The sequence below is a fragment of the Chryseobacterium sp. KACC 21268 genome, from assembly GCA_028736075.1.
Lineage (GTDB): Bacteria > Bacteroidota > Bacteroidia > Flavobacteriales > Weeksellaceae > Epilithonimonas.
On sequence record CP117875.1, the window covers coordinates 1,230,919 to 1,257,278 of the forward strand.

Below are 26,360 nucleotides of genomic sequence, written 5' to 3' on the forward strand. Positions count from 1 at the left end.
GCACAAAAGTTTTCTTGACTTTAGAAATCCTAAATAATGAAAAACTTTGTATTCTTTGACTTAATTAATGAAGATTGCTTTTTTCTTTTGTGGTTTATAAATTCAAAAACTTAATTTTGTTTCAATCTAAAAAAGTAAAATGAAAATTCTAATAAAAAATGCCCAAATCGTCAATGAAAATCTGGTCTTCGAAAGTGATATTCTGATTGAGAATGACCTGATTTCAAAGATTTCAAAAAATATCTCTGAAGAAAATGTTGACCAAATAATTGACGCGTCTGGAAAATATCTGTTGCCTGGAATCATCGATGACCAAGTTCATTTCCGTGAACCAGGCTTAACATCAAAAGGCGACATCGAAACCGAATCAAAATCTGCAATCGCAGGCGGAATCACAAGTTTCATCGACCAACCAAACACGGTTCCGAATGCGGTGACCCAAGAATTGTTAGCAGATAAATACGAGATTGGTTCTCAAAAAGCGTACGCCAATTACGGTTATATGATGGGCGGAACGAATGATAATCTTGAAGAAATCCTCAAAACAAATCCAAGAAATGTTCCCGGAATAAAACTGTTTCTAGGTTCATCAACAGGAAATATGTTGGTTGATAATCCGGAAACTCTGGAAAATATTTTCAGTAATACCAAAATGCTGATTGCCGTTCATTGCGAAGATGAAGCGACAATTAGAGAAAATACGGAAAAGTACAAAGCGGAGTATGGCGACGACATTCCTGTGAAATTCCATCATTTGATAAGAAGTGAGGAAGCTTGTTATAAATCATCTTCAAAAGCAATTGAATTAGCACAAAAAACGGGCGCAAGACTTCACGTCTTCCATTTGTCAACAGCGATTGAAACAGACCTTTTTCGAAATGATATTCCTTTAAAAGATAAAAAAATAACGGCGGAAGTTTGTGTTCATCATTTGACTTTCACCAACGAAGATTACGAAACCAAAGGAAACCTCATCAAATGGAATCCTGCAGTAAAAACTTTAAAAGATAAAGATGGACTTTGGGAAGCGTTGCTGGACGATAGGATTGATGTCATCGCGACTGACCACGCGCCTCACACCTGGGAAGAAAAGCAAAATGTTTATACGAAATGTCCATCTGGAGCGCCTTTGGTTCAGCATTCTTTAGTGGTAATGTTGGAGAATTTCAGAAATGGAAAAATTACTTTAGAGAAAATCGTGGAGAAAATGTGTCATAATCCTGCGATTCTTTTCAGAATTGAGAAAAGAGGTTTTGTGAGGGAAGGTTACAAAGCGGATTTGGTTTTGGTAGATTTGGATGAAAACTGGACGGTTTCTAAAGAAAATATTTTGTACAAATGTGGTTGGAGTCCGCTGGAAGGAACTGAGTTTCATTCCAAAGTGACACACACTTTTGTGAATGGAAATTTGGTTTATGAGAATGGAAAAATCAATGAGGAAAAATTTGGAGAGCGTTTGCTTTTTGAAGTTCAGGAATAAACAAAAAAGACTGCGATTATGCAGTCTTTTGTTTAAAGTTTCTCGCAGATTAAGGAGATTTTGCAGATGATTACATTGAAAAAAAATCTGCTTTATCTGCCAAATCTGCGAGAGATTATTTCCTGATAAATTTAAATATTAGTCAATCACAATGCTGTCAATTCCTTTTGCCAATGCGTTTTCCATAATTCCCGGAATCGAAAGACCTTCTGCACGGAACACGCTGACATCTTTGACGCCGTAGAAACCAAAAACATTTTTTACATAAGGAACATTCGAGTCAAAAATCTGATAAGGACCTTCCGAATAAATATTTCCCGATGCGAAAGCAATATATAATTTCTTGTCATTCAAAAGACCTTCAGGACCTTTTTCACTGTATTTGAAAGTGTAACCTGCTCTTGATGTAAAATCAAAATATGCTCTGAGTGTCGCGGGAACGGAGAAATTATACATCGGAGAATCAATGACAATAATGTCGGCTTCCTGAAGTTCCGAAATCAAATTTTCAGAATAGGCATTGATGGACTGTTGCTCGGGAGAATGACTTTCTGCGGGAGAGAAAAAAGTGTTGATGTGTGCTTCTTCCAAAAGCGGAACGAGGTTTTTTGTAAGGTCGCGTTCTGTGACAACACTGTCACGATATTTTCCCTGGATTTTTTCAATAACAGCATTTCCTAATTTTCTGCTTGCGGACAAATCCTTTCTCGGACTCGAAATAATGTGAAGTATATTTTTCATTTTTTCTGATGATTAAAATTCTTCAACAAAATTATGTACATTTGCTTATCAAAAGTTAGTACTAAACAAAAGGTTAGTAGTAACCTTTGAGTTAGTTAAGCTTATTTTTATGGAAAAAACTATTGAATTAGAAGAGCCAATTACCGCTCGCAGATGTTCAGAAAGTCTGTCGTCTGTGGAAGATGCGATTTATGTCATCGGTGGAAAATGGAAATTGAAAATTATTATTGCGTTGCAGGAACAGGGAAGTATTCGTTTCAATGAGCTTCAAAGAATTGTTGTGGGAATATCTGCAAGAGTACTTTCGAATGAGTTGAAAGATTTGGAACTTAACGGTTTTGTAAAAAGAATAGTTCATAGCGAACAAACGCCTGTGGTCGTAGAATATATTTCCACAGATTACAGCAAAACGTTGAAGCCAGTGATAATGGCACTTTCCGAATGGGGAAGAACGCATAAAAATAATCTCCGAGAAGATATTTTCGAAAATAAATAAGACGCTCGCAGATTTGGCAGATAATGTAGATTTTAATTTCAATCTGTAAAATCCACAAATTCTGCGAGAGAAATATTTTTAATTAAACGACTGCCGAAATTCCAACGGCGACATCTTAGTTTTCTTTTTAAATAAGGTACTGAAAGACTGCGAATGCTCAAATCCCAGTTCATAAGCAATTTCACTCACCGAAAGTTCCGTGGTAGAAAGTTTCTCTTTTGCTTTGCTGATGAGCTTTTCGTGAATGTGTTGTTGTGTATTTTGTCCGGTTTGGATTCTTAATAAATCACTTAAATAATTCGGCGAAAGATTCATCGCTTCGGCAATTTGATGAACTGTTAGAAGTCCTTTTTCGGAAGATTCTTTATCGAAATATTCGTTCAAAAACGTTTCAAATTTCGTCAAAAGTTGATGACTTCCACTTTTTCGCGTAATGAATTGTCGCTCGTAAAAACGTTTGGAATAATTCAGCAACAATTCAATTTGCGACAGAATAATTTCCTGTGTATGTTGGTCGATGTGCTGACATTCTTTATCGATTTTATTTAAAATTTCAAGCAGGTCATTTTCCTCATCTTCAGATAGATGCAAGGCTTCATTCACGGCGTATGAGAAAAATCCGTAAGACGAAATTGTCGTTGCCAAAGGTTGTTTCAAAAGAAAATCTTCGTGGAAAATCAGCAGATAACCCGTATTTTCACAATCCATCGTTTTCAAATCGAGATACTGAACCTGATTGGGCGCTGTAAAACTCAAAACACCTTTGTCGTAATCGTAATGTTGCTGGCCGTATTTTATTTTTCCCGTCGCATTTCGTTTCAGTGCGACACAATAATATCGGCTCACAAAACCTTTCCAGACCTCATCTTCAATGAAAATACTTTCAGAAAGATTGATGACGCTGACCATCGGATGTTTCGGTTCCGGAAGCGACAATAATCTGTGAAAAGCTGAAATGGAATGTATTGTGTTCATAACTTCAAATTCTAAATATTAAAGATAGTATTTTTTTGGGCGCCTCTTTCCGTCTTCCACTCCCGCTTTTTTGCTCGTCGTACCTCCTCACAAAAAGAGCTCCGTTCAAGCCGGGGCGCGATAGTATTGCGTTTTAAACAAACCTCATAGGTTTCAAAACCTATGAGGTTTACATCTTCGAATCGCCACGAATAAATCAATAATCCAAAAGTCCCATCCCAAATTCATCGTAGGTTGCTCCCGTATCCGTTCCCAAAGGTACAATACTTTCCAGCTTTTGAATATCAGCGTCACTTAAGACAATTTTACTGGCTTCAATATTCTGCTCAAGATATTTTCTGCGTTTCGTCCCCGGAATCGGAACAATTCCCTTGCTGATAATCCACGCCAAAGCCAGTTGAGAAGAAGTAATTTCTTTTTCCTTCGCCAGATTTTCAATCGCTTCCACCAGCTCAATATTTTTGTGGAAATGCTGTTCCTGAAATCTTGGAATTCCTCTTCTGAAATCGTTTTCCGGCAAATCATCAATCGAACGAATCTGTCCGGATAAAAATCCTCTTCCCAAGGGAGAATACGCCACAAAACCAATTCCCAGTTCATTTAAAGTTTTAATAACGCCTTTTTCTTCAACCGTTCTTTCAAAAAGAGAATATTCACTTTGAACTGCTGTGATTGGATGAATGGCGTGCGCTTTTTTGACCGTTTCAGAAGAAACTTCAGACAAACCAATGTAACCGATTTTTCCTTCCTTGACTAAATCGCTCATCGCACCAACAGTTTCTTCAACAGGAACATTTTTGTCGAGACGATGCATATAATAAAGGTCGATGTAATCCGTTTTCAGGTTTTTCAGCGAACGCTCAACCGACTTTTTTACATAATCTTTCTGTCCGTTGATTTTCCAAGTCACTTGCTCATTGTCATCGATTTCCCAACCGAATTTAGTAGCGATAATGTATTGGTCACGATTGCCTTCAATGGCTTTTGCAATCAATCGTTCATTCGCAAAAGGGCCGTACAAATCGGCTGTGTCGAGGAAGTTTCCACCCAATTCCAAAGAGCGGTGAATGGTTGCAATCGCTTCTTTCTCATCGGTTTTGCCGTACATATCGGCGTCGCCAAAACCGGTCATTCCCATACATCCCAATCCGATATTTGGAATGATTAATCCTTGATTTCCTAATTTTACTTTATTCATTTTTTCAATATTAATTTTGATAAAGCAAAGTTGAGCATAAGTGAAGAATCCGATGTATGCAAAATGAAGATTGTCGTATGCAAATTACGGATTGATGATTTTGCTTAATTAAACAACTTACGAAACTCCAAAGGCGAAATATCCGTTTTAGCTTTAAACAGTTTATTGAAAGACTGCGAATGTTCAAAGCCTAATTCATATGCAATTTCACTTACTGAAAGTTCGGTTGTGGAGAGTTTTTCTTTGGCTTTTTCAATGAGTTTTTCGTGGATAATCTGCTGTGTGGTTTGTCCGGTCAAGGTTTTAAGAAGACTGCGCATATATTGTGGCGACATATTTAGTTCGTCTGACAGAAACTGAACGCTAGGCAATCCCTTTTCTTTAAAATCATCTCTTTCAAAATAATCATTAAGCAAAACCTCTAATTTTTCTAAGAACTGATGATGTGCTTTGTGCCGGGTTAAAAATTGTCTTTGATAGAATCTTTCTGAATAATTCAGAAGTGTTTCCAGCTGAGAGATAATTATATTCTGACTGAATTTATCAATATTCGCCTGGTATTCCTGCTTAATATTTTCAGTGATTTGCTGGATTTTTATTTCCTCATCTTCGGATAAAAACAGGGCTTCATTCACAGAATAATCAAAGAATTCATATTTTTTGATGGCAGTTGCCAATGACGTATTCCAGAGAAAATCCGGATGAATCATCATCATCCATCCGGAAGGATTTTTGCCGTGCTCTTCTCTGATGACGCTCAGAATCTGATGCGGCGCCATACAGAACATCACACCTTCGTCAAAGTCATAATCCTGCTGGCCGTATCTGTATTTATGATTCATATCTCGTTTGACAGAAATCATATAAAAATCGAATATCAAACTCTGCTTTCCGCTTTCCAAAGCGAGTGCCATATCCTGAAAATTAATCACACTGATAAGCGGATGCTTCGGCTTTGGTAATCCTCTCAACGTATGAAATTGGGAAATGGTTTTTATTCTCATCGGCGAGTCAGACATCGGTTTAATATTTAATCAAATTTAATGAATCTAAAGGTACAGATTATTGTGCTTCAGAGAAATAAATATCACTTTGCAAATCATCCATCAGAGTTGGATGTTGAGGTTCCCAACCTAATGCTGATTTGGTTTCTTCGCTTGAAGTTAAATTATTAAGCTTAGCAAAATGCGCAAACCAACCAAAATGTTCGGTTGCTTCATCACTTTTGAGAGAAACAACAGGAACCTGCAATCTTTCTGCGATAAATTTGGCAATATCTTTAAACGGAATTCCCGGTTCTGCAACGGCGTGATATCTTGTTCCGCTTTCAAAGGGTTTTTCCAAAGCTAATCTGTATAATTTTGCAGCATCTAATTTGTGAACGGCCGGCCAGAAATTATTACCATCATTAATTACAGCAGATTTGCCTTTTTCTTTTGCAATCCTAATCAATGTAGGGACAAAACCAATGACATCGCCTTTACCGTGAACGGATGGCGACAATCTTATAACCGCCACTTTCACACCTTTCGCGGATACAGCATCGGCAGCATTTTCTGTTGCAATTCTGGGATGTGGATTTACTGAACGGTCTGTTTCTACGGTAAGTCCGTCTTTTGAAAAAAGTGCCGTCCCTGAAGTAATGAGAAATGGTTTTTCGGTTCCCAACAATGCTTCGCCGATGGTTTTGATGACTTTCCCATCCAATTCACACATTTCAGCAAATCTTGTAAAATCGTGAACAAATCCTAAGTGAATCACGGCATCAGAAACTTCAGCTCCGGATTTCAGACTTTCAAAATCATTTAAATCTCCTCGGTGTACTTCTGCGCCGGCCACAATAAGTTTGTTTGCGGATTCCTCTGAACGCGCCAATCCTAAAACTTGATGGCCATTGGCTAATAATTCCTGTACTACAGCTGTTCCTACAAAACCTGTAGCGCCTGTAACAAATACTTTCATTTTGATATATTTTAATGAAGCAAAGTTGAGGTTTCGCTGTCGTACTCTTGTAGCCGAAAAGTATTTTCTTGTAGCCTAAAAATTTAATTAAATGACTTCCGAAACTCCAAAGGAGAAATATCCGTTTTAGATTTAAAAAGTTTACTGAAGGACTGAGAATGTTCAAACCCCAATTCATAGGCGATTTCACTTACGGAAAGTTCGGTAGTCGAGAGTTTTTCTTTGGCTTTCTCAATCAGTTTTTCGTGGATGTGCTGTTGTGTAGTTTGTCCGGTTAATTGTTTTAATAAGCTTCCAAGATAATTTGTCGAGATATTCAATTGCTCCGCTATAAAATTGGCGGTTGGCAAACCTTTATCCATCACATTTTCATTAAAATAATCTTCCAAAATGATTTCTAATTTATCTAAAACCTGATGATTGGTCTTTTTTCGGGTAATAAACTGTCTTTGGTAAAATCTTTCGCAGTAATTTAAAATCACCTCAATCTGAGAGATGATGATACTTTGCGTAAACTGGTCAATTCCCGACTGGTATTCTTTTTCGATGCCTTTGAAAAGTCCAATTAACGTCTCTTCTTCTTTCTCAGATAGGAATAAAGCTTCGTTCACATCATATCCAAAAAATTTATAATTATTAATGGTTTTTGCCAAAGGTGTATTCCAAATAAAATCTGGATGAAATGCCAAAAGATATCCTGAAGGTTTTGTTTCATATTTGCTGATAACCATTTTGACAACCTGTCTCGGCGCAATAAAACACATTAAACCTTCATCAAAATCATACTGACCCTGACCGTAGTGAAGTTTCCCCTGAATATCTCTTTTGAAACCCATAAAATACAAATCCTGAACCCAGCTTATTTCGGATTCCTCGATTTGATACTCTACCAAACTGTAATCTACCAGACTGATGAGCGGATGCTGAGGTTTGGGCAATCCTGAAATTCTGTGAAATTCAGAAATGGTATCGATGGTGTATAATTTTCTGTTATGCATAACTTTAAAAATTAAAGGCAACAGCAAGAAACTGTTGCCTTTACAAATTTAATAATCTGTAGATGTACTTAGCGTTTTAAACTCAGAAATTTCACTTTGAAGCGCATTTAATTTGTTTCCGGCAATGCCGAATGCATCAGAACCTAAAACCAAATGAACCGGCGGATTTTCTAATGCTACCAATTCCATCAATGCCACAGCTGCTTTTTCAGGGTCGCCCGGCTGATTTCCATTGATGTCTTTTTCGTGTGCGGTCTGAAGTTGTCTTGCTACGGTGTATTCCTCGATTTCAGTTTTCGGCGTTCTGAGTGAACCACCCGTTAAGAAATCTGTTCTGAAATATCCGGGATACACCACCGTTGCATTCACTCCAAATTCTTTCACTTCTGCTGCCAAAGCTTCTGTGAATCCCACAACTGCAAACTTGGTGGCACAATAAATTCCCCAACCTGCGAATTCACCTGTTAATCCGCCAATTGAAGCGATATTGATGATGAATCCGCTTTTCTGTTCTCTTAAATAAGGCATTGTTTTTCTGACGATATTCAAAGAACCGAAAACATTGGTGTCAAAATTCTGACGGCTTTCCAAATCAGAAATTTCCTCCAAAGTTCCCAATTGTCCGTACCCAGCGTTATTCACGACCACATCCAGTTTTCCGAATTTCTCTATCGATTTTGAAACTGCTGCTTCAACAGAGTTCTCGTTAATCAAATCAACTTCCAGCGGAAGAAATGATGCATTTTCTTCACTGATGGCTTTCTGAAGTTCAGCAATGTTTCTGGAAGTTGCTGCTACAGAATGACCTTCTGCCAATAATCTTTTGACTAAAGTTAATCCTAATCCTTTTGAAGCTCCTGTCACGAACCATACTTTTTGTGTGTCCATTTTTTTTATTTTTAATTGATTAATTTTTACAGTACAAAGTTGGTCAGAATTCAAAAGCTAGATGTAGCTAAATCAATGCTTGTTGTAGCTGAAACACAGATTTGTAAAAGTGAAATTATTTGGGCAGCTTATCCGCCTTCCGCTCCCAAACCTAACGAAGTGGTTCGACGAAGTCAATCTTTTTTGCAGACGCTCTCAGTTTAAATTGAACTTTTAGAACAAGCAAAAAGGGATTTCCGCTCAAACCTAACGAAGTGGTTCATCGATTCAAATGAAAAATAGAAAAATGAGATAAGTCGGGCTGCTATCGTATGACGTTCATATTTCGCGCATAACTTTTGTTAATTTCCAATCCAAAATAAAAATCTAATTTTACCAAAGCCACAAATGATTTCACTTTTAATCTCAAAATCATTCAATTAATGAATCCATATTCACAACCAATGTTACGCGCAGACGCACTCAAAGATAAAGTAGCCATCGTCACAGGTGGCGGAAGCGGACTGGGAAAAGCAATGACCAAATATTTTCTTCAGCTCGGTGCAAAAGTCGTAATCACTTCCAGAAACCTGGAAAAACTCCAAGGAACTGCAAAAGAATTAGAGGAAGAAACCGGCGGAAAAGTCCTTTGCGTAGCCTGCGACGTCCGAAATTGGGATGAAGTGGAAGCTATGAAAGAAGCTGCTTTGAAGGAATTCGGGAGAATCGATATTCTCTTGAACAACGCCGCCGGAAACTTCATATCACCAACCGAAAGATTGACGCATTCTGCATTTGATTCCATCCTTGATATCGTCTTGAAAGGCACCAAAAACTGCACACTTTCCATCGGTAAATATTGGATTGATAACAAAGTTCCCGGAACGGTTCTGAATATTGTGACCACTTATGCCTGGACAGGTTCGGCCTACGTTGTTCCATCCGCTTGTGCAAAAGCAGGTGTTTTGGCAATGACAAGAAGTTTGGCTGTAGAGTGGGGCAAATATAACATCCGTTTCAACGCGATTGCTCCAGGTCCATTTCCGACGAAAGGTGCTTGGGACAGATTGCTACCCGGCGATATGAAAGATAAATTTGATTTGGCTAAAAAAAATCCACTAAAAAGAGTAGGAGAACATCAGGAATTGGCCAATCTTGCGGCCTATCTGGTTTCTGATTTTTCTTCTTTCGTAAATGGCGAAGTTGTGACCATCGATGGTGGCGAATGGCTTCAGGGTGCCGGCGAGTTCAATATGTTGGAGGATATTCCGCAGGAGATGTGGGATACTCTGGAAGCGATGATCAAAGCCAAAAAATCAAATTGATTTCTACTCAATTTTAGATATTAAAAAAAAGTAAGCTTACTCTTATCAAATACTAAGCTTACTCTTGACCAAAAGTAAGCTTACTTTCACCCGATTGTAAGCCTACTTTTTTGCCCTATCTCACAGTTATTCCTAATGATGTAACAAGTTCTGGATTTTATTGACTAATTTTATTTTAATAATAAATCTATTCCTCAATGAAATTCAAAATTCCAACACTTCTTTCTGCGGTTGCGATATTTGCTTTCTCAGCAAATAGCTATGCGCAGGAAACGCCTGCCTACAGCTACACCGAAGCTTTCAAACCCTTGTTCTATCCTCAGACTGGAACAGAAACCCGCTCTGCAAGCGGACAACCTGGCCACAAATATTGGCAGAACTCAGCAGATTATCAACTCAATGTAAGCCTTGATGCTGCTAAAAATGAGATCACAGGTTCAGCAGAGATCACTTATACCAACAACAGTCCTGATCAATTGGGATTTCTTTGGTTGCAATTGGACCAGAATCTTTTTGCAAAGGATTCCAGAGGTAATGCGGTAGTGCCACTTTCCGGAAGTAGAAATGGTGCACACGGCGAAGAGTTTGATGGCGGTTACAAGATCAAATCTGTAACATACGATGGTAAAGATGTGAAATACACCATCACCGATACCAGAATGCAGATCGATCTTCCAAAAGATCTGAAAGCGAACGGCGGTGTTGCAAAATTGAAGATCGAATATTCCTTCCTATCACCAAAATACGGTTCCGACAGAATGGGGATCGAAGATACGAAGAACGGAAAGATCTTCACGATGGCGCAGTGGTACCCAAGAATGTCTGTCTATGACGACGTTTTGGGTTGGAACACTTCACCATATTTGGGAGCTTCAGAATTTTATTTAGAATACGGAACTTTATCAGCTAACATTACCGTTCCTGCCAATCAATATGTGGTGGCTTCCGGTGAATTATTAAATGAAAAAGAAGTTTACAGCAAAGAAGAGATCAGCCGTTGGAATCAGGCGAGAAGCAGCGACAAAACAGTTGCGATCCGTCCAGAATCTGAATTGGGAAAAAATAATGCAACAGGAACCAAAACCTGGAAATTCAAAATAGAAAATGCTAGAGATTTTGCCTGGGCATCATCAGCAGCTTTCATTTTGGATGCAGCGAGGATCAATTTGCCAAGTGGTAAAAAATCTTTAGCAATCTCTGCTTATCCAGTAGAAAGTGCTGGCGAAAAAGCGTGGGGAAGATCAACCGAATACACGAAAGCTTCCATCGAGCATTATTCAGGAAAATGGTTTGAATATCCATATCCAGCAGCAACCAACGTTGCCGGAAACGAAGGCGGAATGGAATATCCAGGAATCGTCTTCTGTCATATGAGTTCCAAAGGCGAAAGTCTGTGGGGCGTTACCGATCACGAGTTTGGTCACACTTGGTTTCCGATGATCGTGGGTTCCAACGAGCGATTGTTTGCCTGGATGGACGAAGGTTTCAATACTTTCATCAATGAAGGTTCTACCGCAGCTTTCAACAATGGGGAATATTACCACAAACAAAACATCGCACAGATGGGTGCTTACGTTCTTAATGATAATTTTGAACCAATAATGGTTGGTCCAGATAATATGAAGGAAAGAAGCATCGGTGTTTTGGCTTACTTCAAACCAGGATTGGGATTGGGGATTTTGAGAGAAACGATCTTAGGTCCTGAGAAATTTGATAAAGCGTTCAAAACTTACGTGGCGAGATGGGCGTTTAAACACCCGACACCTTGGGATTTCTTCCACACGATGGAAAATGTTTCTGGAGAGGAGCTGAACTGGTTCTGGAGAGGTTGGTTCATCAACAAGTGGAAAGTGGATCAGGCTGTGAAATCGGTAAAACCTTTCAATGGCGATTATAAGAACGGCGCACAGATCACCGTTGAGAATCTTGGTCAGTTACCTATGCCGACAACGGTTGAATTGACCTTCAAAGATGGAACAAAGCAGGTGGTGAAATTACCTGTTGAGGTTTGGAAACGCAACACAGAATGGACCTTCAAAGTGAATTCTACCAAAGAAGTAAGTGAGGTGAAATTGGATCCAGCATCTGGCGTTCCGGATATCAATCCTAAAAACAATGTTTGGACCTCAGCGCAAGCAGCTCCAGTAGAAAAAGTGAATATGAAAGAATTCGCAGGAACCTTCAGCACAAAGGAAGTACCGTTGAAACTGACTTTCACAGAGAAAGGAGGGCAATTATACGGACAGGCAACAGGTCAGCCAGAGTTTCCTTTGGAATATTTGGGAGAGAGCAAATTCTCTTTTGAGCAGGCAGATGTTACCATCACATTTAGCAAAGACAAGAAGAGTATTGATTTTTCACAAGGTGGCAAAGCCTTCAAATTCAATAAGGAATAAGTTGATTATACTTGAAATAACAAAGCTCCGAAATTATTCGGAGCTTTTGTTTTATATTTTTGAACGCTGAATCTTAGCAGCCCGGCTTGAGTGGAAATCCTTTTTTGCGGCTGGAAAAGTAAGGCAAAAAAGATTGGGAACGGAAGACGGATAAAGCTGCCCAAATAATTTTACAGAGCCACCATTTCCGTCACCTCCACATCATATCCGGAGATCACTGGTTTGATGTTCGGATTCTGCGTGATCACTTTGAATTTGTTGATTCCAAGGTCTTTCAAAATTTGAGTTCCGATTCCATAATCACGGAAGTTTGGTGCGATTGTCGGAAGTTCGCTGGTTCCATCTTGATAATTAAGGAAATGCTGAAGTTTGCTCAACGTGTTCTCTTTGTTGGAAACATTATTGATGAAGACCACGGCGCCTTTCCCTTCAGAATTGATGAGGTCCACCACACGCTGCATCAACGGATGTTCGCCATTGGAAAGTCTGCTCAACACATCAAAATATGAACTCGACGATTGAACCCTGACCAAGACAGATTCGTCCGGCGTCCAAGTTCCCGTCGTCAATGCAAAGTGGATCTGCTCCGTCGGTTTTTCCTCGAAAACATAGAATTTGAAATCCCCGAAATGCGTTTTGATATCACGCTCCTCGATTCTTTCCACCAGGTCGCCTTGTCTCAGTCTGTAATGGATCAGGTCTTCTATAGAAACCACCTTCAGTCCGTGTTTCTGTCCAAACTCCAGCAAGTCCGGCATTCTCGCCATATCGCCGTCATCCTTCATGATCTCGCAGATCACGCCGCCTTCCTTCAGTCCTGCCAATCTTGTCAGGTCGATCGCAGCTTCGGTATGTCCGGCTCTTTTCAGTACGCCACCTTCTTTTGCGCGGAGCGGGAAGATGTGTCCAGGTCTCATCAGGTCGCCAGGTTTGGTGTTTGGGTCCATAATGGCTAGAATCGTCTTCGCACGATCACCGGCAGAGATGCCTGTCGTAGCGCCTTTTCCAAGCAGGTCCACAGAAACGGTAAATGCAGTTTCCTTCGGATCGGTAGAATTGGCCACCATCGAGTTCAGTTCCAGTTCGTCACATCTTTTCTCGGTCAGCGGCATACAGATCAGGCCTCTCGCGTGGATGGTCATAAAGTTGATCATCTCCGTCGTCGTCAGTTCTGCAGCAGCAAGAAGGTCACCTTCGTTCTCACGGTCCTCGTCATCTACCACGATGATCATTTTTCCGTTTTTAAGGTCTTCCAGTGCTTCCGCTATCGTATTTAGTTGGATCTTATCCATTGTGCTAAAATTTTTTTGCAAAGATACTTATTTAGAACGTAAATAAAGATTGTAAAAACCGATTAAAGATATGTAGAACGTGTCTATTTTTTGGAGCCGGGAACCTGCTGTCCATTGCAATTCCTCGCGCCAAGCTTTGTCCAAGGCTTGCTGTGGGATTTCCACTACCATCAGGGCTAGGAGACGTTTGGTCTATTAATCAACATTTTACCGTGGTTGAAAACTTTTTTTTGAAATTAAAAGCCGATAAAATTTGAAATTTGAAAAAAAACACTAAATTTGCAATCCAAGAAAACGGTGCTTTGGCCGAGCGGCTAGGCAGTGGTCTGCAACACCACCCACAGCGGTTCGAATCCGCTAGGCACCTCACTGGTAAACCCTAATTCATTTATTTATAATGTTTTAGGGTTTTTTGTTTATTGGATTTCCCAATCAGATCAATGAGATTTTTTTCACGTTAGAAATTCTGCTTTCTGAAAGACAAATGTTGTAAATGATTTGCCGTTTGGTAATCCATTTTCCTCTGATGCAGTAAGTTCCAATCCAAACTTCGATGCAACTTCCTGCAACTCGTCTTTATTTACAATTTTGAAAATATCTTTTACAGATTTGATACTTTCAATGCCAGTCGGACTTACGGAGCCAGCGCCATTATTTGATTGTATCGTGATTATGAGTTTTGCAGATTCGGTCATATTGTTATCAACAAACCTCAAAGCATTATCCAAATCAACATATTCAAAGATCAAAGCTGCCCACAAAAGATCTGCCTTGATAATCGATTGTATGGACTCGGAAATATCCAGATTAAAAAGTTCCAATTGCTCCAGCTTCTCACCAAATCTCTTTTTCGTTTCCTCAAGATAACTTTGATTGATATCAATGCCACATATCCTTTTTGCTTTATTGGCATCAATATGTTCCAAACCATTTCCACCACTGATTCCTAGGAACAAGATATTTTCGGGCTCGTATTTGGTCAGATATTTATTTGTAAGAGCGCTGATCAATTGCGCTTGTGCAACTTCTTGGTGTCGCATATGTTGCTCATAGTCGTCTAGTGGGATTGTGTTCCAGGGATTGGTTTGCTTCATCTTTCTTCGTTCAATTTTTCGCTGTCGAAAGTTACGGAATAATGCGATGATCGTGATTGTGTTTCAATTTAGCTTACCAATTCTTAAATTAAGTTTTTAAATAATTGTTAATTCAACGTTGTTCAAAAAAGAGTTGCCTGTGGTAGCATATTAATTGCTTGCTACTTAGATCAATTTTTATTCAATAAAATATTCAGCGTATGAAATTTTCTTTCAGTATTGCATTTTTGTTGTTAATTCATTTTGTGTTTGCCCAAACGGAGATCAAAGAATACAAAGCACAGGACAATATTTATTTGGTGGGTGACCGTGTTTTTTCACTGTTTTACATCACTCCGAAAGGTGTCATCGTTGTTGATCCTACCAATGATAAAATTGCTGCTGAAACATTGAAGTCGATCAAAAAACATACAAAACTTCCCATCAAATATGTGATCTACAGTCATAATCATTGGGATCATAATTCTGGAGGTAAGATCTACAAGGAACTCGGCGCGAAATTTATTGCCCACGCAAAAGCTGTAGAAAATATGACGCCCAATGAAAACGTCATTGAGGTCGATTCCACCTGGACTGGTAACAAAACTGTTTTTAGTTTGCGAGGTAAAAATATCGAGCTCCATTACTATGGTAAAAATCACGGTGATGGTATGACCGTTTTCCGATTTCCGGAGGAGAAAACGGTTTTCACAGTCGATCTGGTGGTGCCCGATCGTGTTCTCTACGCCTATCTGCCAGATGCCAAACCAAAACAATGGTTGGAAGATCTGTATGAAATCAAAAAACTGGACTTCGATCAATTATTGATGGCTCACGTGAGACCTATTGGAAATCGCAAAGATTTGGATCTGCAGATCAATTACTTCGAAGATCTGTACAAAGCGACCGAACTGGAAATGAAGAATGGAACAAACCTATTCGAGATTCCTACAACGGTGAAATTGCCACAATACAAACATTTGCAAAACTACAACGAATGGCTTCATATGAATGTGTGGCGGATCTTGATGGAAAAATCGATTGGGCAGTAAATTGCAATCTTGATTTTTTTACCTTTAGGCATCAATAGTTTTATCTCACCATATTTGGAAGAAATAGGACATTCTTCATTTAATGTGGTAATTAATTTAAATTTAAATTGTTTCAAATCGGTTTCCCAACGGAAATCATAGTGGCCGTCATTTTCGAGATGAGATTCTTTTCGGAACTGTCATAGACATAGCCTTCGCAAATAGTGAGGGTTTTTCCGGATTGTAAAACCTTGCCGAGAGCAATCAGCTTGTCGGTTTTAGCAGGTTTCAAAAAATTGATCTTAAATTCTACTGATAACACTTCCATATCTTCCGGCAGCATCGTCAACGCAGCGTAGCCACAAGCACTGTCCACAATGCTCGTGGCTACGCCCGCGTGGAAAAAGCCATGCTGTTGCGACAAACCCTCCGAGAAATCTACGGAAATTTTCACCACACCTTTTTCTATGCTCACTAGTTCTGCATTAAGCGTTTTCATCAAACCTTGCTTTTCGAAGCTGTCTTTGATTCTTCTTTGCATCAATAAAAAATTACAAATAATCCTGACGGATTGGACTGAAAACATCTACTACTTCACCAGCTTCCAAAATTACAATAGAGTGCTCAACATCTGCCGGGATAGAATAAGTGTCGCCCTGTGATAACTCATATTCTTCTCCTTCAAATTTCAGTATATATCTTCCAGAGATCACGTATCCGCTTTGTTCATTCGCATGTTTGTGAAATGGGACATTGTCTGTCGATTTGTATAGCATTTTTGTAACCATGGTATTTTTGCCAATAGAAAGCACCACAAAATCGACTCCTAAAAACTGTCTGTTGACAGCGTTTTCCTTTGTTACTATATTTTTCATGATTAAGAATTGTTTTTCAAATTAAGTTCCATCTGGATATTACAACGTTTGTAAGGCGTCGTACGGCCAACGATCTTTTCGTAGCCCATTTTATAATACAAATTGATGGCGGGTTTTAGGATCGTGTTGCTTTCCAGATATAATTTTGAAGCACCCAACTCTTTTGCTTTATTGATGATTGCCTGTCCGAGGAGCCAACCGATGTTTTTGCCTTGTGCTTTGGGAGAAACGGCCATTTTGCTCATTTCGAAGTCATAATCTGGGTCATCCATTTTTATTAGCGCACAAACGCCAAGTGGTTCTTCATTGTAAAGTGCAACCAGGATTTTGCCGCCTTTGTCAAGAATATATTCCTGAGGATTGTCTAAAGCTTTGTAATCGGCAGCTTCCATCTCGAAGTAGTTGGAGATCCATTCCTCGTTCAGGGCTTTGAAGGCAGATTGGTATTTCGGCTCGTAGTCTACGATTTTTACATTTTTACTTTCACGAAGTTTTTTCTGGTCCTGAACTCTTTTTAGCAGTGATTTTTGCTCCAGGAGAAATTCCCATTCTGCAATGGCTTCCCAAAGATTGTGATTGGCCTCGTTAATCATATTTTCCACAGCAATGTCAATATCGCTAAATTGGTCTTTCATCTGCTCAGAGAGTTGTTGTCCTTTGTCGGTGAGACCAACCAGATTTCTGCGTTTGTCTTTGGATTCCAAGTTGTTTTCGACCAATCCTGACGTTGCCATTTCCTTGATGATCTTGGTGACAGAAGGCTGCGAATGTGAGATTTGTTCGGCAATTTCGGTGATGGTCTTCTCGCCATCTTGTGCCAGAATAAAAAATACGGGAAACCATTTGGGTGAAAAATCGTTGCCATACAGCTCGTAGATTTTCGAAGCATCATCGGTAAACTTAGCGGTCAACAGACGTAATCTGCTTCCCAAAGCCATTTTACCAGTTCTCTCAAATAAATTCATAATAGTATAATTAATTACATAATCAGTTATGCAAATTTATAAAAGTTTATTTAAGACACAAATTATTAATGATAAAATATTGGGTTGAATAAGTTGGCTAAAACTTTAGAATGGCTTAATTAAAAATAAAATAGGGAGACCAACAAAGCGTCCCCCTACTTATTCTTAAAAACTATATATAACAGTGAATGGTATTTTTTTAATAACAATTATGCTGCCAAAAATCAGAGGAATGAAAAATCAGAGCAAAATTAATTACTCTGATTCTGGCCATTAGTTTTAAAAAAGGGTTATGGATTTTTAGGAATTGTCTTTTTGATTTCTTCCAAAGTCGCTGTGTTAGGCAGACCTTTCACTGCATTTGTAGGTTTTGAAGCTGTGTTTCTCACCACTTTTCTGTTGGGAATGCTAGCTAAGATTTCTTCCAACGTTGCGTTGTTTGGGATTAATTTTCCTGAAGAAGCGCTGGATTTTGGCTGTGGTGTTGCAATTTTATTTTTCTGTTCCAGACCTTGTTCCGAAGCCAATTGAGCAGTTTTTGATTCCGCTTTTTTCTCGCTTTGCTGATTCATCATCTTTTGCTCGAATGCTTTTGAGTCTTTGATGTGCTGGATGTTGTCCTGCTGTTCGACGGTTTTATTGTCCTGTGCTTGTATAGAAACGATGCCTGCCAACAGGAATGTTGTGATATATAATGTTTTCATTTGGATTGATTTTATTTGATGCTTACTAAAACTTTGATTTTTCCAATGCCTTCCTGATTGTAATCCTGAAGTGCCTTTCCAAGAACCTGACCGATTTGAACTTTTTTCGGGTCAGCCTTCATCGCAACACCTGAGATCGAAGATGTCACAAGCAGATCACCACGTTTGATGTTTCCGCCTTCCAGACAAACTTTGGTTGGAATCACACCAATGACGCCCATTGGGACTTTACCAACTAATTCAGAATCGATGTTTTCCTCGGTTAATAAAACACCAGGTTTCGTGGCGTAAACACCAGCCACAAGCGTAGAGTAGGCTTCGGAAGATTTCTCGATGGTTCTGTCTGTATCGGTTGAGATGACCAGAATGTCGCCTGGTTCGTAATCTGCGGTGTTGCCTTCTACATTAAATGCTTCGGCAACGTCGGCGCCAGTATTCTGCGTTCCATTATTGAAGAAACCTCTTCCTGTTTTATCAATTCTTGCAACATTGGCACTTGCGCTTTGGAAAACAGCGAGATTTCCTGATGGCCCTTGGTGGTTGATAAGCAATGTCGAACCAGTACCAGTTGTAGTGACGTGGACCACTGGTTGGCTGTTTGCATTATTAAAGTTTCTGAAATAGCCGGCTTTACCGGTTCCAAAATTAGGTATCCAACCGTAGATGGCCGAACCTGTACCATCTGCTGTAGCTTCCACGCCGTCTCCGTTGCCGCCTGCATTGGCCGTGATTCCATTTCCGGCTCCTTCAGTCAGGGCTAGTAAAGCGGGACCATTTCCCGCGGCGTTTGAGGCATAAAACAAACCTCCGTATCCACCTGTGCCAGAGGATAGACCATAGACACCTGCAGTACCAAAATTAGCAAAAATAGAATTGACTTCACCTTTCACTGCTGGAGATGTTCCATTGGTATTATCTACAAAGAAATCTCCTGCAGTACCATTTCCCACAGTTGTTGCAGTGAGACTTGCATTGTTATTCGATGTGTTGAAATTTTTGAATTCCGCTGCTTTGCCCGTACTGAATGTAGGTACCCAGCCGTAAATTGCACGGCCAGCTCCATCCACATTCGCCTCTATGGCATCTCCATCTTTTCCTGCGTTTGCAATGAATGCGTCACCATTTCCATCGTTTAAGGCGACCAAAGCTCGTCCATTTCCAGTTGGATTTGAGGAGTAAAATAATCCACCAAAACCTCCTGTTCCAGATGAAACCCCGAAAATACCTGCCGCGCCAAAGTTGCCGAAAATCGTTTTTACCTCACCTCTCACCGCTGCACTTACACTATTGGTATTATTAGAAAGAAAAGATGAGACATTGCCCTGCGTATTATCCGGTATATTTCCATTACCGTTTGATTCCACTTCAAAGGTATTTCGGTCATTGGTCGCATTCGTATTTACAAATCTGCCTGCACGGCCTTTGCCACTATTTTGTCCCACCTGTCCCAGTACACCAACAGATGTTCCTGTTGTATTGCCAGAAACAAAGCCTCTCACGCCAAATCCACCACCATCATTTCGGCCGACAACTGCGCCTGCAATGTCACTGGTATTTCTTCCGACCACGGCTTCTCCGGCACCATTATTATCAGCAATGACACCTGCAGAAGCTTGAGAACTCGTAATTCCGTGGATGGCAAAGCCTGTTCCTGTACTACTCATTACTCCTGCTCCGGAACCAGTGGAAGAAACATTGATTACTACTCCGTTTCCTGAGTTGGAGGCATTAAGGACATTGTTATTATTAGCACTGTTGAAATTGCTCATACTTGCTGCGATACCATTGGTGCTGGTAGCTGTTAGTCCTGTTCCGGTACTACTGTTTGCATAAACGCCAGTTCCAGAACCTGTTGAATTTCCATAAACGCCTAATCCATTAGGTGTTACGCCATAAACGCCCCAACCTGAGCCCGCTTGTGAACCCCAGACGCCAACACCCAATCCGCCAGTTCCATTGTTGATTCCCCGCACGCCAGAAGAAAAACCGCCTGGCGCAACATTGGAAACTGTACCTCGTACAGCAGCAATACTCGAAGTTGTGGTATTGTTGATCCCTTCAACCGAAGTTCCGTCGCCGTCATTGGTCAATGAAAAAAGCGTTGAAGCGTTGTTGGTCGTCGCTGTGTAAGGTAATGTCAAACTTCCGCCGCCACCGCCGCCAGAACTTTTTGCGTACAAGGCATAAGGAACGCTCAGTAATTGACTTGTTCCTGCGATCGTGTAATTAGTTCCGCCTGCAGGATCGGTCTCAGTTTTTAGGTAATAACTGTTGGTTCCCCAATTGATGGCGTTAAAGGTTCCAGAAAGCACAGTTCCTGAACCAATTTCCAGACTTACCAAGCCATTCACATTCGTTGTTCCTGTGACTCTCTCGGAGTACACGGCTGTTCCAGCTGCGGAACCTTGCAACACGCTTACTCTTACCGCAACGTTTTGATTAGTCAATAGTTGTCCAGATGCATTTCTGACAATGGCCTGATAGCTCATTTTTTCAGGAGCCTGAGCGGAAACCATATAAGTTCCCAATGCCAAAGCTGCAATTAATACAATTTTTTTCATAAGGTTATTTTTTAATGATTTTAAATGTTTTGATGTTCTTTTTATCCTGGAAGATCTGAATGATGTACACAGATGTTGGAAGGCTCGTCATATCCAATTCCGTTTTTTGCTGGGAAAAGTTTCCTGTTTTGATCAATTTTCCTTGGGAATCAAACAGGACGTAATTAGAATTGTAGAAGTTTTCCTTTCCGAAATCAACGTGCAGAAAATCTCGTACAGGATTTGGATAGAGTAGGATCTTTTTCTCCATTATGGATTCGTCATCTACTTCCAGCGTGATGATTTCGTACGCCTGTTGTACACCTTCCATCACTTGCTGATCGGCTCCTTTTTGAGAATAGACAACTTGGCCAACACTGTAGGTTGTACTTCCGGATGCACCTGTTGCCGTGCTTCCCGTTGTGAGAATCGCTGTCTGAGCCTTGGTCAATCCAAACGGAATGATGATCAGAGCCAGAAATTTCATTAATAGTATTTTGCTCATTGTAATAGGTTTTAAAATTTTTATCGAAGTTATAGAGAATGCTATCCTATAAAAAGATGTAATAGACGAACAACATTTTAAATAGACCAATGACTTTTTTTCTTAAATTTGATAAAACAAGCAGGCAATAATGGAAAACTTAAAGTGTATTATTGTTGATGACAACGAGATCGATAGATTGACGGTTTTGTCTTTTGCGAAGAGGTTTCCCAACCTCCACATTCTTGGGACTTTTTCTGATTCTATTGAAGCTTTGAAAGCCATAGAAAATCAGTCTGTAGATATTCTATTCCTGGATATTGATATGGCAGAGCTGTCTGGGGTTGGACTAAGAAAGAAGGTAAAATACGTTCCCGCCTGTATTTTTATCACTTCTCATCCGGAGTTTGCAGTTGAAAGTTTTGAATTGGAAGCATTAGATTTTATCGTAAAACCTTTAAAGTTTGATCGTTTTGATCAGACGATGAGAAGAATCACTGATTTTTTCGAAATTCGGAATAAAGCCAGCCTTTTTGAAGCCAGTATCGGTGGTGATGTGATCTACATCAAAGAAGGTCACGAACAAATTAAAGTAAAACTTCACGAAATCCTTTACCTGGAAGCTTTGAAGGACTATACTCTGGTAGTCACTTCCAAAAAAAGACATTGCGTACTCTCCAGTATTGGACTTTTGCTAAAAGAAGTGAGTTTCCAATCGTTTATCCGTATTCACAGGAGTTTTGCGGTGCAGAAGCAATTCATTAATAAAATAAATACGCACGAGATTATTCTGAATAATAATATTGCCATTCCGATTGGTAGAAGTTTTAAAGATAATTTGAAATTTCTGTTATGAAAAGGCTGTTGCTTTTTTTTGCTTGTCAATTGTTTGCTTTTTCATTTTCTCAGGAGCAGCCGGATCTTTCAAAATATCAAAACATAAATGATAAATTAAAAAGATGGGACAATTACTGTAAAGAATTGAGAGATGATGAAAAATATACACTCTTACTTGATAAAGCTGAGTACGGAATTCAACTCGCCAAAAATCATCCAAAGTATTTGAGTAAATTCTATTTCTATAAAGGATATGGTTATGAATATACAGATAACCAATATGAAAAAGCAACTTTTTACTTTGAGAAATCACTGAAGCTGAGTCAAACGACAAAAGATATAAAGCAGGAAGCATTGGCATTAATGCGTCTGAATTATATGTATTACTCCATCAAGGAGCACAAAAAAGCTGATAATCTCATTCATTATATCAAAAAGATTGTTGATACGATACAAGATTCGGACTCCAAAGGAATTTTATTGGGAAGTCTGGGGGAGTATTATCTGGATCGTTCGGAATTTGAAAACTTCATCAATTATAAACTAAAAGCGATTGATTATCTGAAACTTGATAAAAAAGCAGATTCTCTGAAGTTGAATAATATTGGAGTTTCATATCTGCAGATTGCGGATGCTTATAATGATATGAAGCAATTTGAGAAATCTGTGGAATATTGCAACTACGCCAAGCCCTTTCTCAATAAATCTGACGGTGTTGCATTTTTATACAATTCATTGATAGAGGCTTACACACATTTGGGTAATTTGGATCTGGCCAAAAAGAACTATCTCGAGTTGTATGATCTGGCAAATAATAATCCGATGCTGGATCTTAATATTAGTTATGCTAATCGAAATATGTCAGAGTTTTATTTGGGTAAGAACAGATTGGAACTCGCAGATGATTATGCAGATAAGGCTTTGCATTTTGCCATCAAATCAAATGATGAAGAAATAGAAATGGAAGCCAACATCGTCAAAGGAAAAGTTCTTCTGGAGCAAAAAAAATATAAGCCGGCAATCGAAAGATTAAATAAGGCTTTAAAATTTGCATACGTGTACGATAAAAGATCTTTTGCCGAAATCAACAAAAAACTGTCCGAGGCTTACGCAGCTCAGAGTCAATGGAAAAAAGCCTATGACTATCATCAAATTTATACCCAAACCAACGACTCTTTGTCTGTAGAATCTGGTAAAAAAAGTCTTGCTGATACCGAGGCAAAGTATCAAAACAAAAACAAACAACAGGAAATAAAATCACTGTCGGCTGAAAATACAATTCACGAATTGACAATCAGAAATGCCAAAAAACAACGGGTCTATCTCATTTCTGGTTTGATTTCGATTGCTATTATTGGAGGTTTGCTTTACAATCAAAGCAGAAATAGAAAACGGATTAATAAAAAATTATCATTCCTGAATTCTGAACTGGAAAAAGCAAACAAAACAAAAATGCAATTCTTCGGAATTCTAAATCACGATCTAAGAAGTCCCGTTGTATCATTGATTCATTTTCTTGATCTTCAAAAAAACGCACCTGATTTAATAGATAATGAAACCAAGATCCGACTGGAAAAACAAACCTCAGATTCGGCTGATCAACTTTTGACACAAATGGAAGATCTGCTTCTCTGGAGCAAAGGCCAAATGGAAAACTTCGAACCGAATAAACAGTTTTATAGCGCAGATGAGGTCTTTGATGAAATTAAAAAAGAATTTGTCTGGGTTTCAAATATTGATCTGGAATATGAAATTCCTTCAAACCTTAAAATTTTTACAGACAAAGAATACCTTAAAACGATCCTTAGAAATTTGATAAATAATGCCGTCAAAGTTTTGCAAAATGTCGATCAACCTCACATCTTCTGCAAAGTTTGGGAGCAGGGCGATTTTCATTACATTCTAATCAAAGATAATGGCGGTGGAACCAACATTGAAAAGTTCCAAGCTTTGTATGATGACAAGATGAGCATCGGAACCACCAAAGGTTTGGGAATGCACGTGATCCGCGATCTTTGCAAAGCAATTGATTGCAAAATTGAGGTCGATACAAATGTAGAAGTTGGCGAGACTAGAATTATGCTATGCATAAAAAAGATTTGATTTAATTTCATTTTTGATAATTTCCCTTTTTTCTGTTCAATTGTTAAAGTTTGCTTTTTTGGTAGCAAAGAAGAATTGTTTAGCTTTTTGGCAACGATTTTGTTAAGTAGATAATTACCTATATATAATCACTAACATTTTCGCATATGGAAGCCACAGAACTTAGACTCAACAATTTGGTCATCTATGAAGATGAGATCGTACCAGTAATCGGGATGGAAAACAAAAACAATGGTCTTTTTATTAAGATCGACCCATACACCGCGGTAGATCAAAGAAAGCTAAAACCAATTGCCCTTACAGCAGAATGGTTTTCAAAACTTGGATTCAAGGAAGTTTATCGTTCGTCCACGAGAGTGCGATTCGACCTTCCGAATTTCTGCAGATATGATTTTGACCTTAGTTCAAACAAAATTCTTGAAGGATTTTTGTTCTTTGGAAATTACATCAAATGCACGCATCTTCATCAATTACAGAACATCTATTTCACGCTGACAGGCGAGGAATTGAAAGTCGAACACAATCTTACACAAAAAGAGATTGTAGCTTAAAAAATAAAAAACCTGATTTGCAAAAACGAATCAGGTTTTTTTATATCTGAATTTAATGAAAGGAAAAATCTAAGTTCTGGCTTCTAACTTCACACATCTTTCCTTACTTTTGTCTAAAATTATTCAGAATTGAAAACCCATTTCATTGCTATTGGCGGTTCTGCAATGCACAATCTTGCCATTGCGCTCAAAGATAAAGGCTATCAGGTCACAGGCTCGGACGATGCTATTTTCGAACCTTCAAAATCCCGTTTGGAAAAGAAAGGAATTCTTCCCACAGAATTGGGTTGGTTTCCCGAAAAACTAACTTCGGATATTGACGCCGTAATCCTCGGAATGCACGCTCACGCCGACAATCCTGAGCTTGCCAAAGCAAAAGAATTAGGTTTGAAAATCTATTCTTATCCGGAATTTCTTTACGAACAATCGAAAGAAAAAACCAGAGTGGTCATCGGCGGTTCCCACGGCAAAACCACGATTACATCGATGATTCTTCACGTTCTCAATTTCCATCAGAAAGATATTGATTATATGGTTGGCGCCCAATTGGAAGGCTTCGATTGTATGGTGAAAATTACGGATGACAATGATTTTATGATTCTTGAAGGCGACGAATATCTGTCTTCTCCGATTGATTTGCGTTCGAAATTTTTGTTATATCAACCTAATATCGCTTTGGTTTCAGGCATTGCTTGGGACCATATCAATGTGTTCAAAACCTTTGATGATTACATCGACCAATTCAGGAAGTTTGTGGCGAGCATCACGCCTGGCGGTGTTTTGGTTTACAATGAGGAAGATGCGGAAGTGGTGAAAGTGGTGGAGTCGGCTGAAAATTATTTCAGAAAAATTCCTTACAAAACCCCAGATTACGAAATTGTAAATGGCATCGTCAATCTGAAGACCGATATGGGCGATATTCCATTGTCCGTTTTCGGAAAACACAATTTGCTGAATATGGAAGGCGCAAGATTCATCTGTTCGCAATTGGGTATTATGGAAGAGGAATTCTATGAAGCGATTATGAGTTTCAAAGGTGCATCAAAACGTCTTGAAATTGTTAAAAGAGCTGATGGCGGACTGCTTTACAAAGATTTCGCGCACGCACCAAGCAAAGTGAAAGCTACTGTTTCCGCATTTGCAGAACAATTTGCAAAAACTGAAACGTTTGGATTTTTAGAATTGCACACCTACTCAAGTCTGAATCCAGTTTTTCTTGAGCAATACGACCACGCAATGGATGGTTTGGACAATGCCGTCGTTTTCTATTCAGAAGACGCTTTGAAAATCAAAAGGATGGACCCGATTTCTCCGGATTTGATTAAGGAAAAATTCAAAAATGAAAACCTGAAAGTCTTTACCAATGCCGAAGACCTTCACGCATATTGGGAAACTTTGGACAAATCGAAAGGCGCTTTTGTAATGATGAGTTCCGGTAATTTCGGAGGCTTGGATTTGACGAAATAA

Annotated in this window: 24 protein-coding genes and 1 tRNA gene; 10 read left to right on the forward strand and 15 right to left on the reverse strand. The window is 39.2% G+C overall.

The window, feature by feature from the left end; all coding sequences use genetic code 11:
- Positions 1-139: 139 nt before the first annotated feature.
- Positions 140-1,480 carry a dihydroorotase gene (locus PQ459_05865; GenBank protein ID WDF48006.1) on the forward strand — a complete coding sequence of 447 codons (1,341 nt, stop codon included), beginning with the start codon at positions 140-142 and terminating at the stop codon, positions 1,478-1,480.
- Between the two features lie 138 nt (positions 1,481-1,618).
- Here the strand turns inward: PQ459_05865 and PQ459_05870 are convergent, their stop codons facing one another.
- Entirely contained in the window at positions 1,619-2,221 is a 603-nt protein-coding gene (locus PQ459_05870; protein ID WDF48007.1) for an NAD(P)H-dependent oxidoreductase, read from the reverse strand.
- Between the two features lie 109 nt (positions 2,222-2,330).
- Here PQ459_05870 and PQ459_05875 point away from each other — a divergent pair, with 109 nt between their 5' ends.
- On the forward strand, positions 2,331-2,717 hold the full coding sequence (locus tag PQ459_05875; protein ID WDF48008.1) for a helix-turn-helix domain-containing protein: 387 nt from the start codon (positions 2,331-2,333) through the stop codon (positions 2,715-2,717).
- A 78-nt stretch (positions 2,718-2,795) separates the two neighbouring features.
- On the opposite strand, the gene PQ459_05880 is transcribed toward PQ459_05875, so the two are convergent.
- The 6 genes from PQ459_05880 to PQ459_05905 form a co-directional block, all read right to left on the reverse strand.
- Positions 2,796-3,692 (reverse strand): helix-turn-helix transcriptional regulator, encoded by an 897-nt coding sequence (locus tag PQ459_05880; GenBank protein ID WDF48009.1) that lies wholly within the window; start codon positions 3,690-3,692, stop codon positions 2,796-2,798.
- 196 nt (positions 3,693-3,888) lie between these two features.
- The gene (locus tag PQ459_05885; protein ID WDF48010.1) at positions 3,889-4,890 is read right to left on the reverse strand and encodes an aldo/keto reductase; all 1,002 of its coding nucleotides are present in this window, start codon (positions 4,888-4,890) and stop codon (positions 3,889-3,891) included.
- A gap of 104 nt (positions 4,891-4,994) precedes the next feature.
- Positions 4,995-5,909 carry a helix-turn-helix transcriptional regulator gene (locus PQ459_05890; GenBank protein WDF48011.1) on the reverse strand — a complete coding sequence of 305 codons (915 nt, stop codon included), beginning with the start codon at positions 5,907-5,909 and terminating at the stop codon, positions 4,995-4,997.
- Positions 5,910-5,952: 43 nt separating this feature from the next.
- Positions 5,953-6,852, reverse strand: a complete 900-nt coding sequence (locus PQ459_05895; protein WDF48012.1) for an SDR family oxidoreductase — start codon at positions 6,850-6,852, stop codon at positions 5,953-5,955.
- Positions 6,853-6,935: 83 nt separating this feature from the next.
- Entirely contained in the window at positions 6,936-7,850 is a 915-nt protein-coding gene (locus tag PQ459_05900) for a helix-turn-helix transcriptional regulator (protein ID WDF48013.1), read from the reverse strand.
- Between the two features lie 48 nt (positions 7,851-7,898).
- Complete coding sequence (locus PQ459_05905) at positions 7,899-8,738, reverse strand: SDR family NAD(P)-dependent oxidoreductase (GenBank protein ID WDF48014.1); 840 nt, start codon at positions 8,736-8,738, stop codon at positions 7,899-7,901.
- Positions 8,739-9,160: 422 nt separating this feature from the next.
- On the opposite strand from PQ459_05905, the gene PQ459_05910 reads away from it, so the two are divergent.
- Together PQ459_05910 and PQ459_05915 are read left to right on the forward strand one after the other, a co-directional pair.
- Entirely contained in the window at positions 9,161-10,042 is an 882-nt protein-coding gene (locus tag PQ459_05910) for an SDR family oxidoreductase (protein WDF48015.1), read from the forward strand.
- Positions 10,043-10,239: 197 nt separating this feature from the next.
- Entirely contained in the window at positions 10,240-12,438 is a 2,199-nt protein-coding gene (locus tag PQ459_05915; protein WDF48016.1) for a M1 family metallopeptidase, read from the forward strand.
- 170 nt (positions 12,439-12,608) lie between these two features.
- On the opposite strand, the gene ribB is transcribed toward PQ459_05915, so the two are convergent.
- Complete coding sequence (gene ribB, locus PQ459_05920) at positions 12,609-13,730, reverse strand: 3,4-dihydroxy-2-butanone-4-phosphate synthase (protein WDF48017.1); 1,122 nt, start codon at positions 13,728-13,730, stop codon at positions 12,609-12,611.
- A gap of 296 nt (positions 13,731-14,026) precedes the next feature.
- Between ribB and PQ459_05925 the strand changes: the two genes are divergently transcribed.
- Positions 14,027-14,097, forward strand: a tRNA-Cys gene (locus PQ459_05925).
- A gap of 85 nt (positions 14,098-14,182) precedes the next feature.
- On the opposite strand, the gene PQ459_05930 is transcribed toward PQ459_05925, so the two are convergent.
- On the reverse strand, positions 14,183-14,824 hold the full coding sequence (locus tag PQ459_05930) for a class I SAM-dependent methyltransferase (GenBank protein ID WDF48018.1): 642 nt from the start codon (positions 14,822-14,824) through the stop codon (positions 14,183-14,185).
- Between the two features lie 200 nt (positions 14,825-15,024).
- Here PQ459_05930 and PQ459_05935 point away from each other — a divergent pair, with 200 nt between their 5' ends.
- Positions 15,025-15,855 carry an MBL fold metallo-hydrolase gene (locus tag PQ459_05935; GenBank protein ID WDF48019.1) on the forward strand — a complete coding sequence of 277 codons (831 nt, stop codon included), beginning with the start codon at positions 15,025-15,027 and terminating at the stop codon, positions 15,853-15,855.
- A 112-nt stretch (positions 15,856-15,967) separates the two neighbouring features.
- Here PQ459_05935 and PQ459_05940 read toward each other — a convergent pair whose 3' ends face one another.
- The 6 genes from PQ459_05940 to PQ459_05965 form a co-directional block, all read right to left on the reverse strand.
- On the reverse strand, positions 15,968-16,375 hold the full coding sequence (locus PQ459_05940; protein WDF48020.1) for a PaaI family thioesterase: 408 nt from the start codon (positions 16,373-16,375) through the stop codon (positions 15,968-15,970).
- A 10-nt stretch (positions 16,376-16,385) separates the two neighbouring features.
- On the reverse strand, positions 16,386-16,709 hold the full coding sequence (locus PQ459_05945) for a cupin domain-containing protein (protein WDF48021.1): 324 nt from the start codon (positions 16,707-16,709) through the stop codon (positions 16,386-16,388).
- 2 nt (positions 16,710-16,711) lie between these two features.
- The gene (locus PQ459_05950) at positions 16,712-17,674 is read right to left on the reverse strand and encodes a bifunctional helix-turn-helix transcriptional regulator/GNAT family N-acetyltransferase (protein WDF48022.1); all 963 of its coding nucleotides are present in this window, start codon (positions 17,672-17,674) and stop codon (positions 16,712-16,714) included.
- A gap of 290 nt (positions 17,675-17,964) precedes the next feature.
- A complete protein-coding gene (locus PQ459_05955) occupies positions 17,965-18,378 on the reverse strand; it encodes a hypothetical protein (GenBank protein ID WDF48023.1) in 414 nt (137 codons plus the stop codon).
- An 11-nt stretch (positions 18,379-18,389) separates the two neighbouring features.
- Positions 18,390-20,939 carry a collagen-like protein gene (locus PQ459_05960; protein ID WDF48024.1) on the reverse strand — a complete coding sequence of 850 codons (2,550 nt, stop codon included), beginning with the start codon at positions 20,937-20,939 and terminating at the stop codon, positions 18,390-18,392.
- Between the two features lie 4 nt (positions 20,940-20,943).
- Positions 20,944-21,423: a T9SS type A sorting domain-containing protein gene (locus PQ459_05965; GenBank protein ID WDF48025.1), complete on the reverse strand. Its 480-nt coding sequence runs from the start codon at positions 21,421-21,423 to the stop codon at positions 20,944-20,946.
- A 130-nt stretch (positions 21,424-21,553) separates the two neighbouring features.
- On the opposite strand from PQ459_05965, the gene PQ459_05970 reads away from it, so the two are divergent.
- The 4 genes from PQ459_05970 to PQ459_05985 all read left to right on the forward strand — a co-directional run bounded on the left by PQ459_05970 (position 21,554) and on the right by PQ459_05985 (position 26,360).
- Complete coding sequence (locus PQ459_05970) at positions 21,554-22,258, forward strand: LytTR family DNA-binding domain-containing protein (GenBank protein WDF48026.1); 705 nt, start codon at positions 21,554-21,556, stop codon at positions 22,256-22,258.
- Positions 22,255-24,342, forward strand: coding sequence for an ATP-binding protein (locus tag PQ459_05975; protein WDF48027.1), 2,088 nt, complete (start codon positions 22,255-22,257; stop codon positions 24,340-24,342). The genes PQ459_05970 and PQ459_05975 overlap by 4 nt, the downstream gene beginning before the upstream one ends.
- Positions 24,343-24,488: 146 nt before the next feature.
- Entirely contained in the window at positions 24,489-24,893 is a 405-nt protein-coding gene (locus tag PQ459_05980) for a hypothetical protein (protein ID WDF48028.1), read from the forward strand.
- Positions 24,894-25,022: 129 nt separating this feature from the next.
- The gene (locus PQ459_05985) at positions 25,023-26,360 is read left to right on the forward strand and encodes a Mur ligase family protein (GenBank protein WDF48029.1); all 1,338 of its coding nucleotides are present in this window, start codon (positions 25,023-25,025) and stop codon (positions 26,358-26,360) included.

Bases quoted from the DNA above. Each gene is read 5' to 3' on its own strand.
- PQ459_05865 (WDF48006.1), top strand. From the start codon at position 140: ATGAAAATTCTAATAAAAAATGCCCAAATCGTCAATGAAAATCTGGTC.
- PQ459_05870 (WDF48007.1), bottom strand. From the start codon at position 2,221: ATGAAAAATATACTTCACATTATTTCGAGTCCGAGAAAGGATTTGTCC.
- PQ459_05875 (WDF48008.1), top strand. From the start codon at position 2,331: ATGGAAAAAACTATTGAATTAGAAGAGCCAATTACCGCTCGCAGATGT.
- PQ459_05880 (WDF48009.1), bottom strand. From the start codon at position 3,692: ATGAACACAATACATTCCATTTCAGCTTTTCACAGATTATTGTCGCTT.
- PQ459_05885 (WDF48010.1), bottom strand. From the start codon at position 4,890: ATGAATAAAGTAAAATTAGGAAATCAAGGATTAATCATTCCAAATATC.
- PQ459_05890 (WDF48011.1), bottom strand. From the start codon at position 5,909: ATGTCTGACTCGCCGATGAGAATAAAAACCATTTCCCAATTTCATACG.
- PQ459_05895 (WDF48012.1), bottom strand. From the start codon at position 6,852: ATGAAAGTATTTGTTACAGGCGCTACAGGTTTTGTAGGAACAGCTGTA.
- PQ459_05900 (WDF48013.1), bottom strand. From the start codon at position 7,850: ATGCATAACAGAAAATTATACACCATCGATACCATTTCTGAATTTCAC.
- PQ459_05905 (WDF48014.1), bottom strand. From the start codon at position 8,738: ATGGACACACAAAAAGTATGGTTCGTGACAGGAGCTTCAAAAGGATTA.
- PQ459_05910 (WDF48015.1), top strand. From the start codon at position 9,161: ATGAATCCATATTCACAACCAATGTTACGCGCAGACGCACTCAAAGAT.
- PQ459_05915 (WDF48016.1), top strand. From the start codon at position 10,240: ATGAAATTCAAAATTCCAACACTTCTTTCTGCGGTTGCGATATTTGCT.
- ribB (WDF48017.1), bottom strand. From the start codon at position 13,730: ATGGATAAGATCCAACTAAATACGATAGCGGAAGCACTGGAAGACCTT.
- PQ459_05930 (WDF48018.1), bottom strand. From the start codon at position 14,824: ATGAAGCAAACCAATCCCTGGAACACAATCCCACTAGACGACTATGAG.
- PQ459_05935 (WDF48019.1), top strand. From the start codon at position 15,025: ATGAAATTTTCTTTCAGTATTGCATTTTTGTTGTTAATTCATTTTGTG.
- PQ459_05940 (WDF48020.1), bottom strand. From the start codon at position 16,375: ATGCAAAGAAGAATCAAAGACAGCTTCGAAAAGCAAGGTTTGATGAAA.
- PQ459_05945 (WDF48021.1), bottom strand. From the start codon at position 16,709: ATGAAAAATATAGTAACAAAGGAAAACGCTGTCAACAGACAGTTTTTA.
- PQ459_05950 (WDF48022.1), bottom strand. From the start codon at position 17,674: ATGAATTTATTTGAGAGAACTGGTAAAATGGCTTTGGGAAGCAGATTA.
- PQ459_05955 (WDF48023.1), bottom strand. From the start codon at position 18,378: ATGAAAACATTATATATCACAACATTCCTGTTGGCAGGCATCGTTTCT.
- PQ459_05960 (WDF48024.1), bottom strand. From the start codon at position 20,939: ATGAAAAAAATTGTATTAATTGCAGCTTTGGCATTGGGAACTTATATG.
- PQ459_05965 (WDF48025.1), bottom strand. From the start codon at position 21,423: ATGAGCAAAATACTATTAATGAAATTTCTGGCTCTGATCATCATTCCG.
- PQ459_05970 (WDF48026.1), top strand. From the start codon at position 21,554: ATGGAAAACTTAAAGTGTATTATTGTTGATGACAACGAGATCGATAGA.
- PQ459_05975 (WDF48027.1), top strand. From the start codon at position 22,255: ATGAAAAGGCTGTTGCTTTTTTTTGCTTGTCAATTGTTTGCTTTTTCA.
- PQ459_05980 (WDF48028.1), top strand. From the start codon at position 24,489: ATGGAAGCCACAGAACTTAGACTCAACAATTTGGTCATCTATGAAGAT.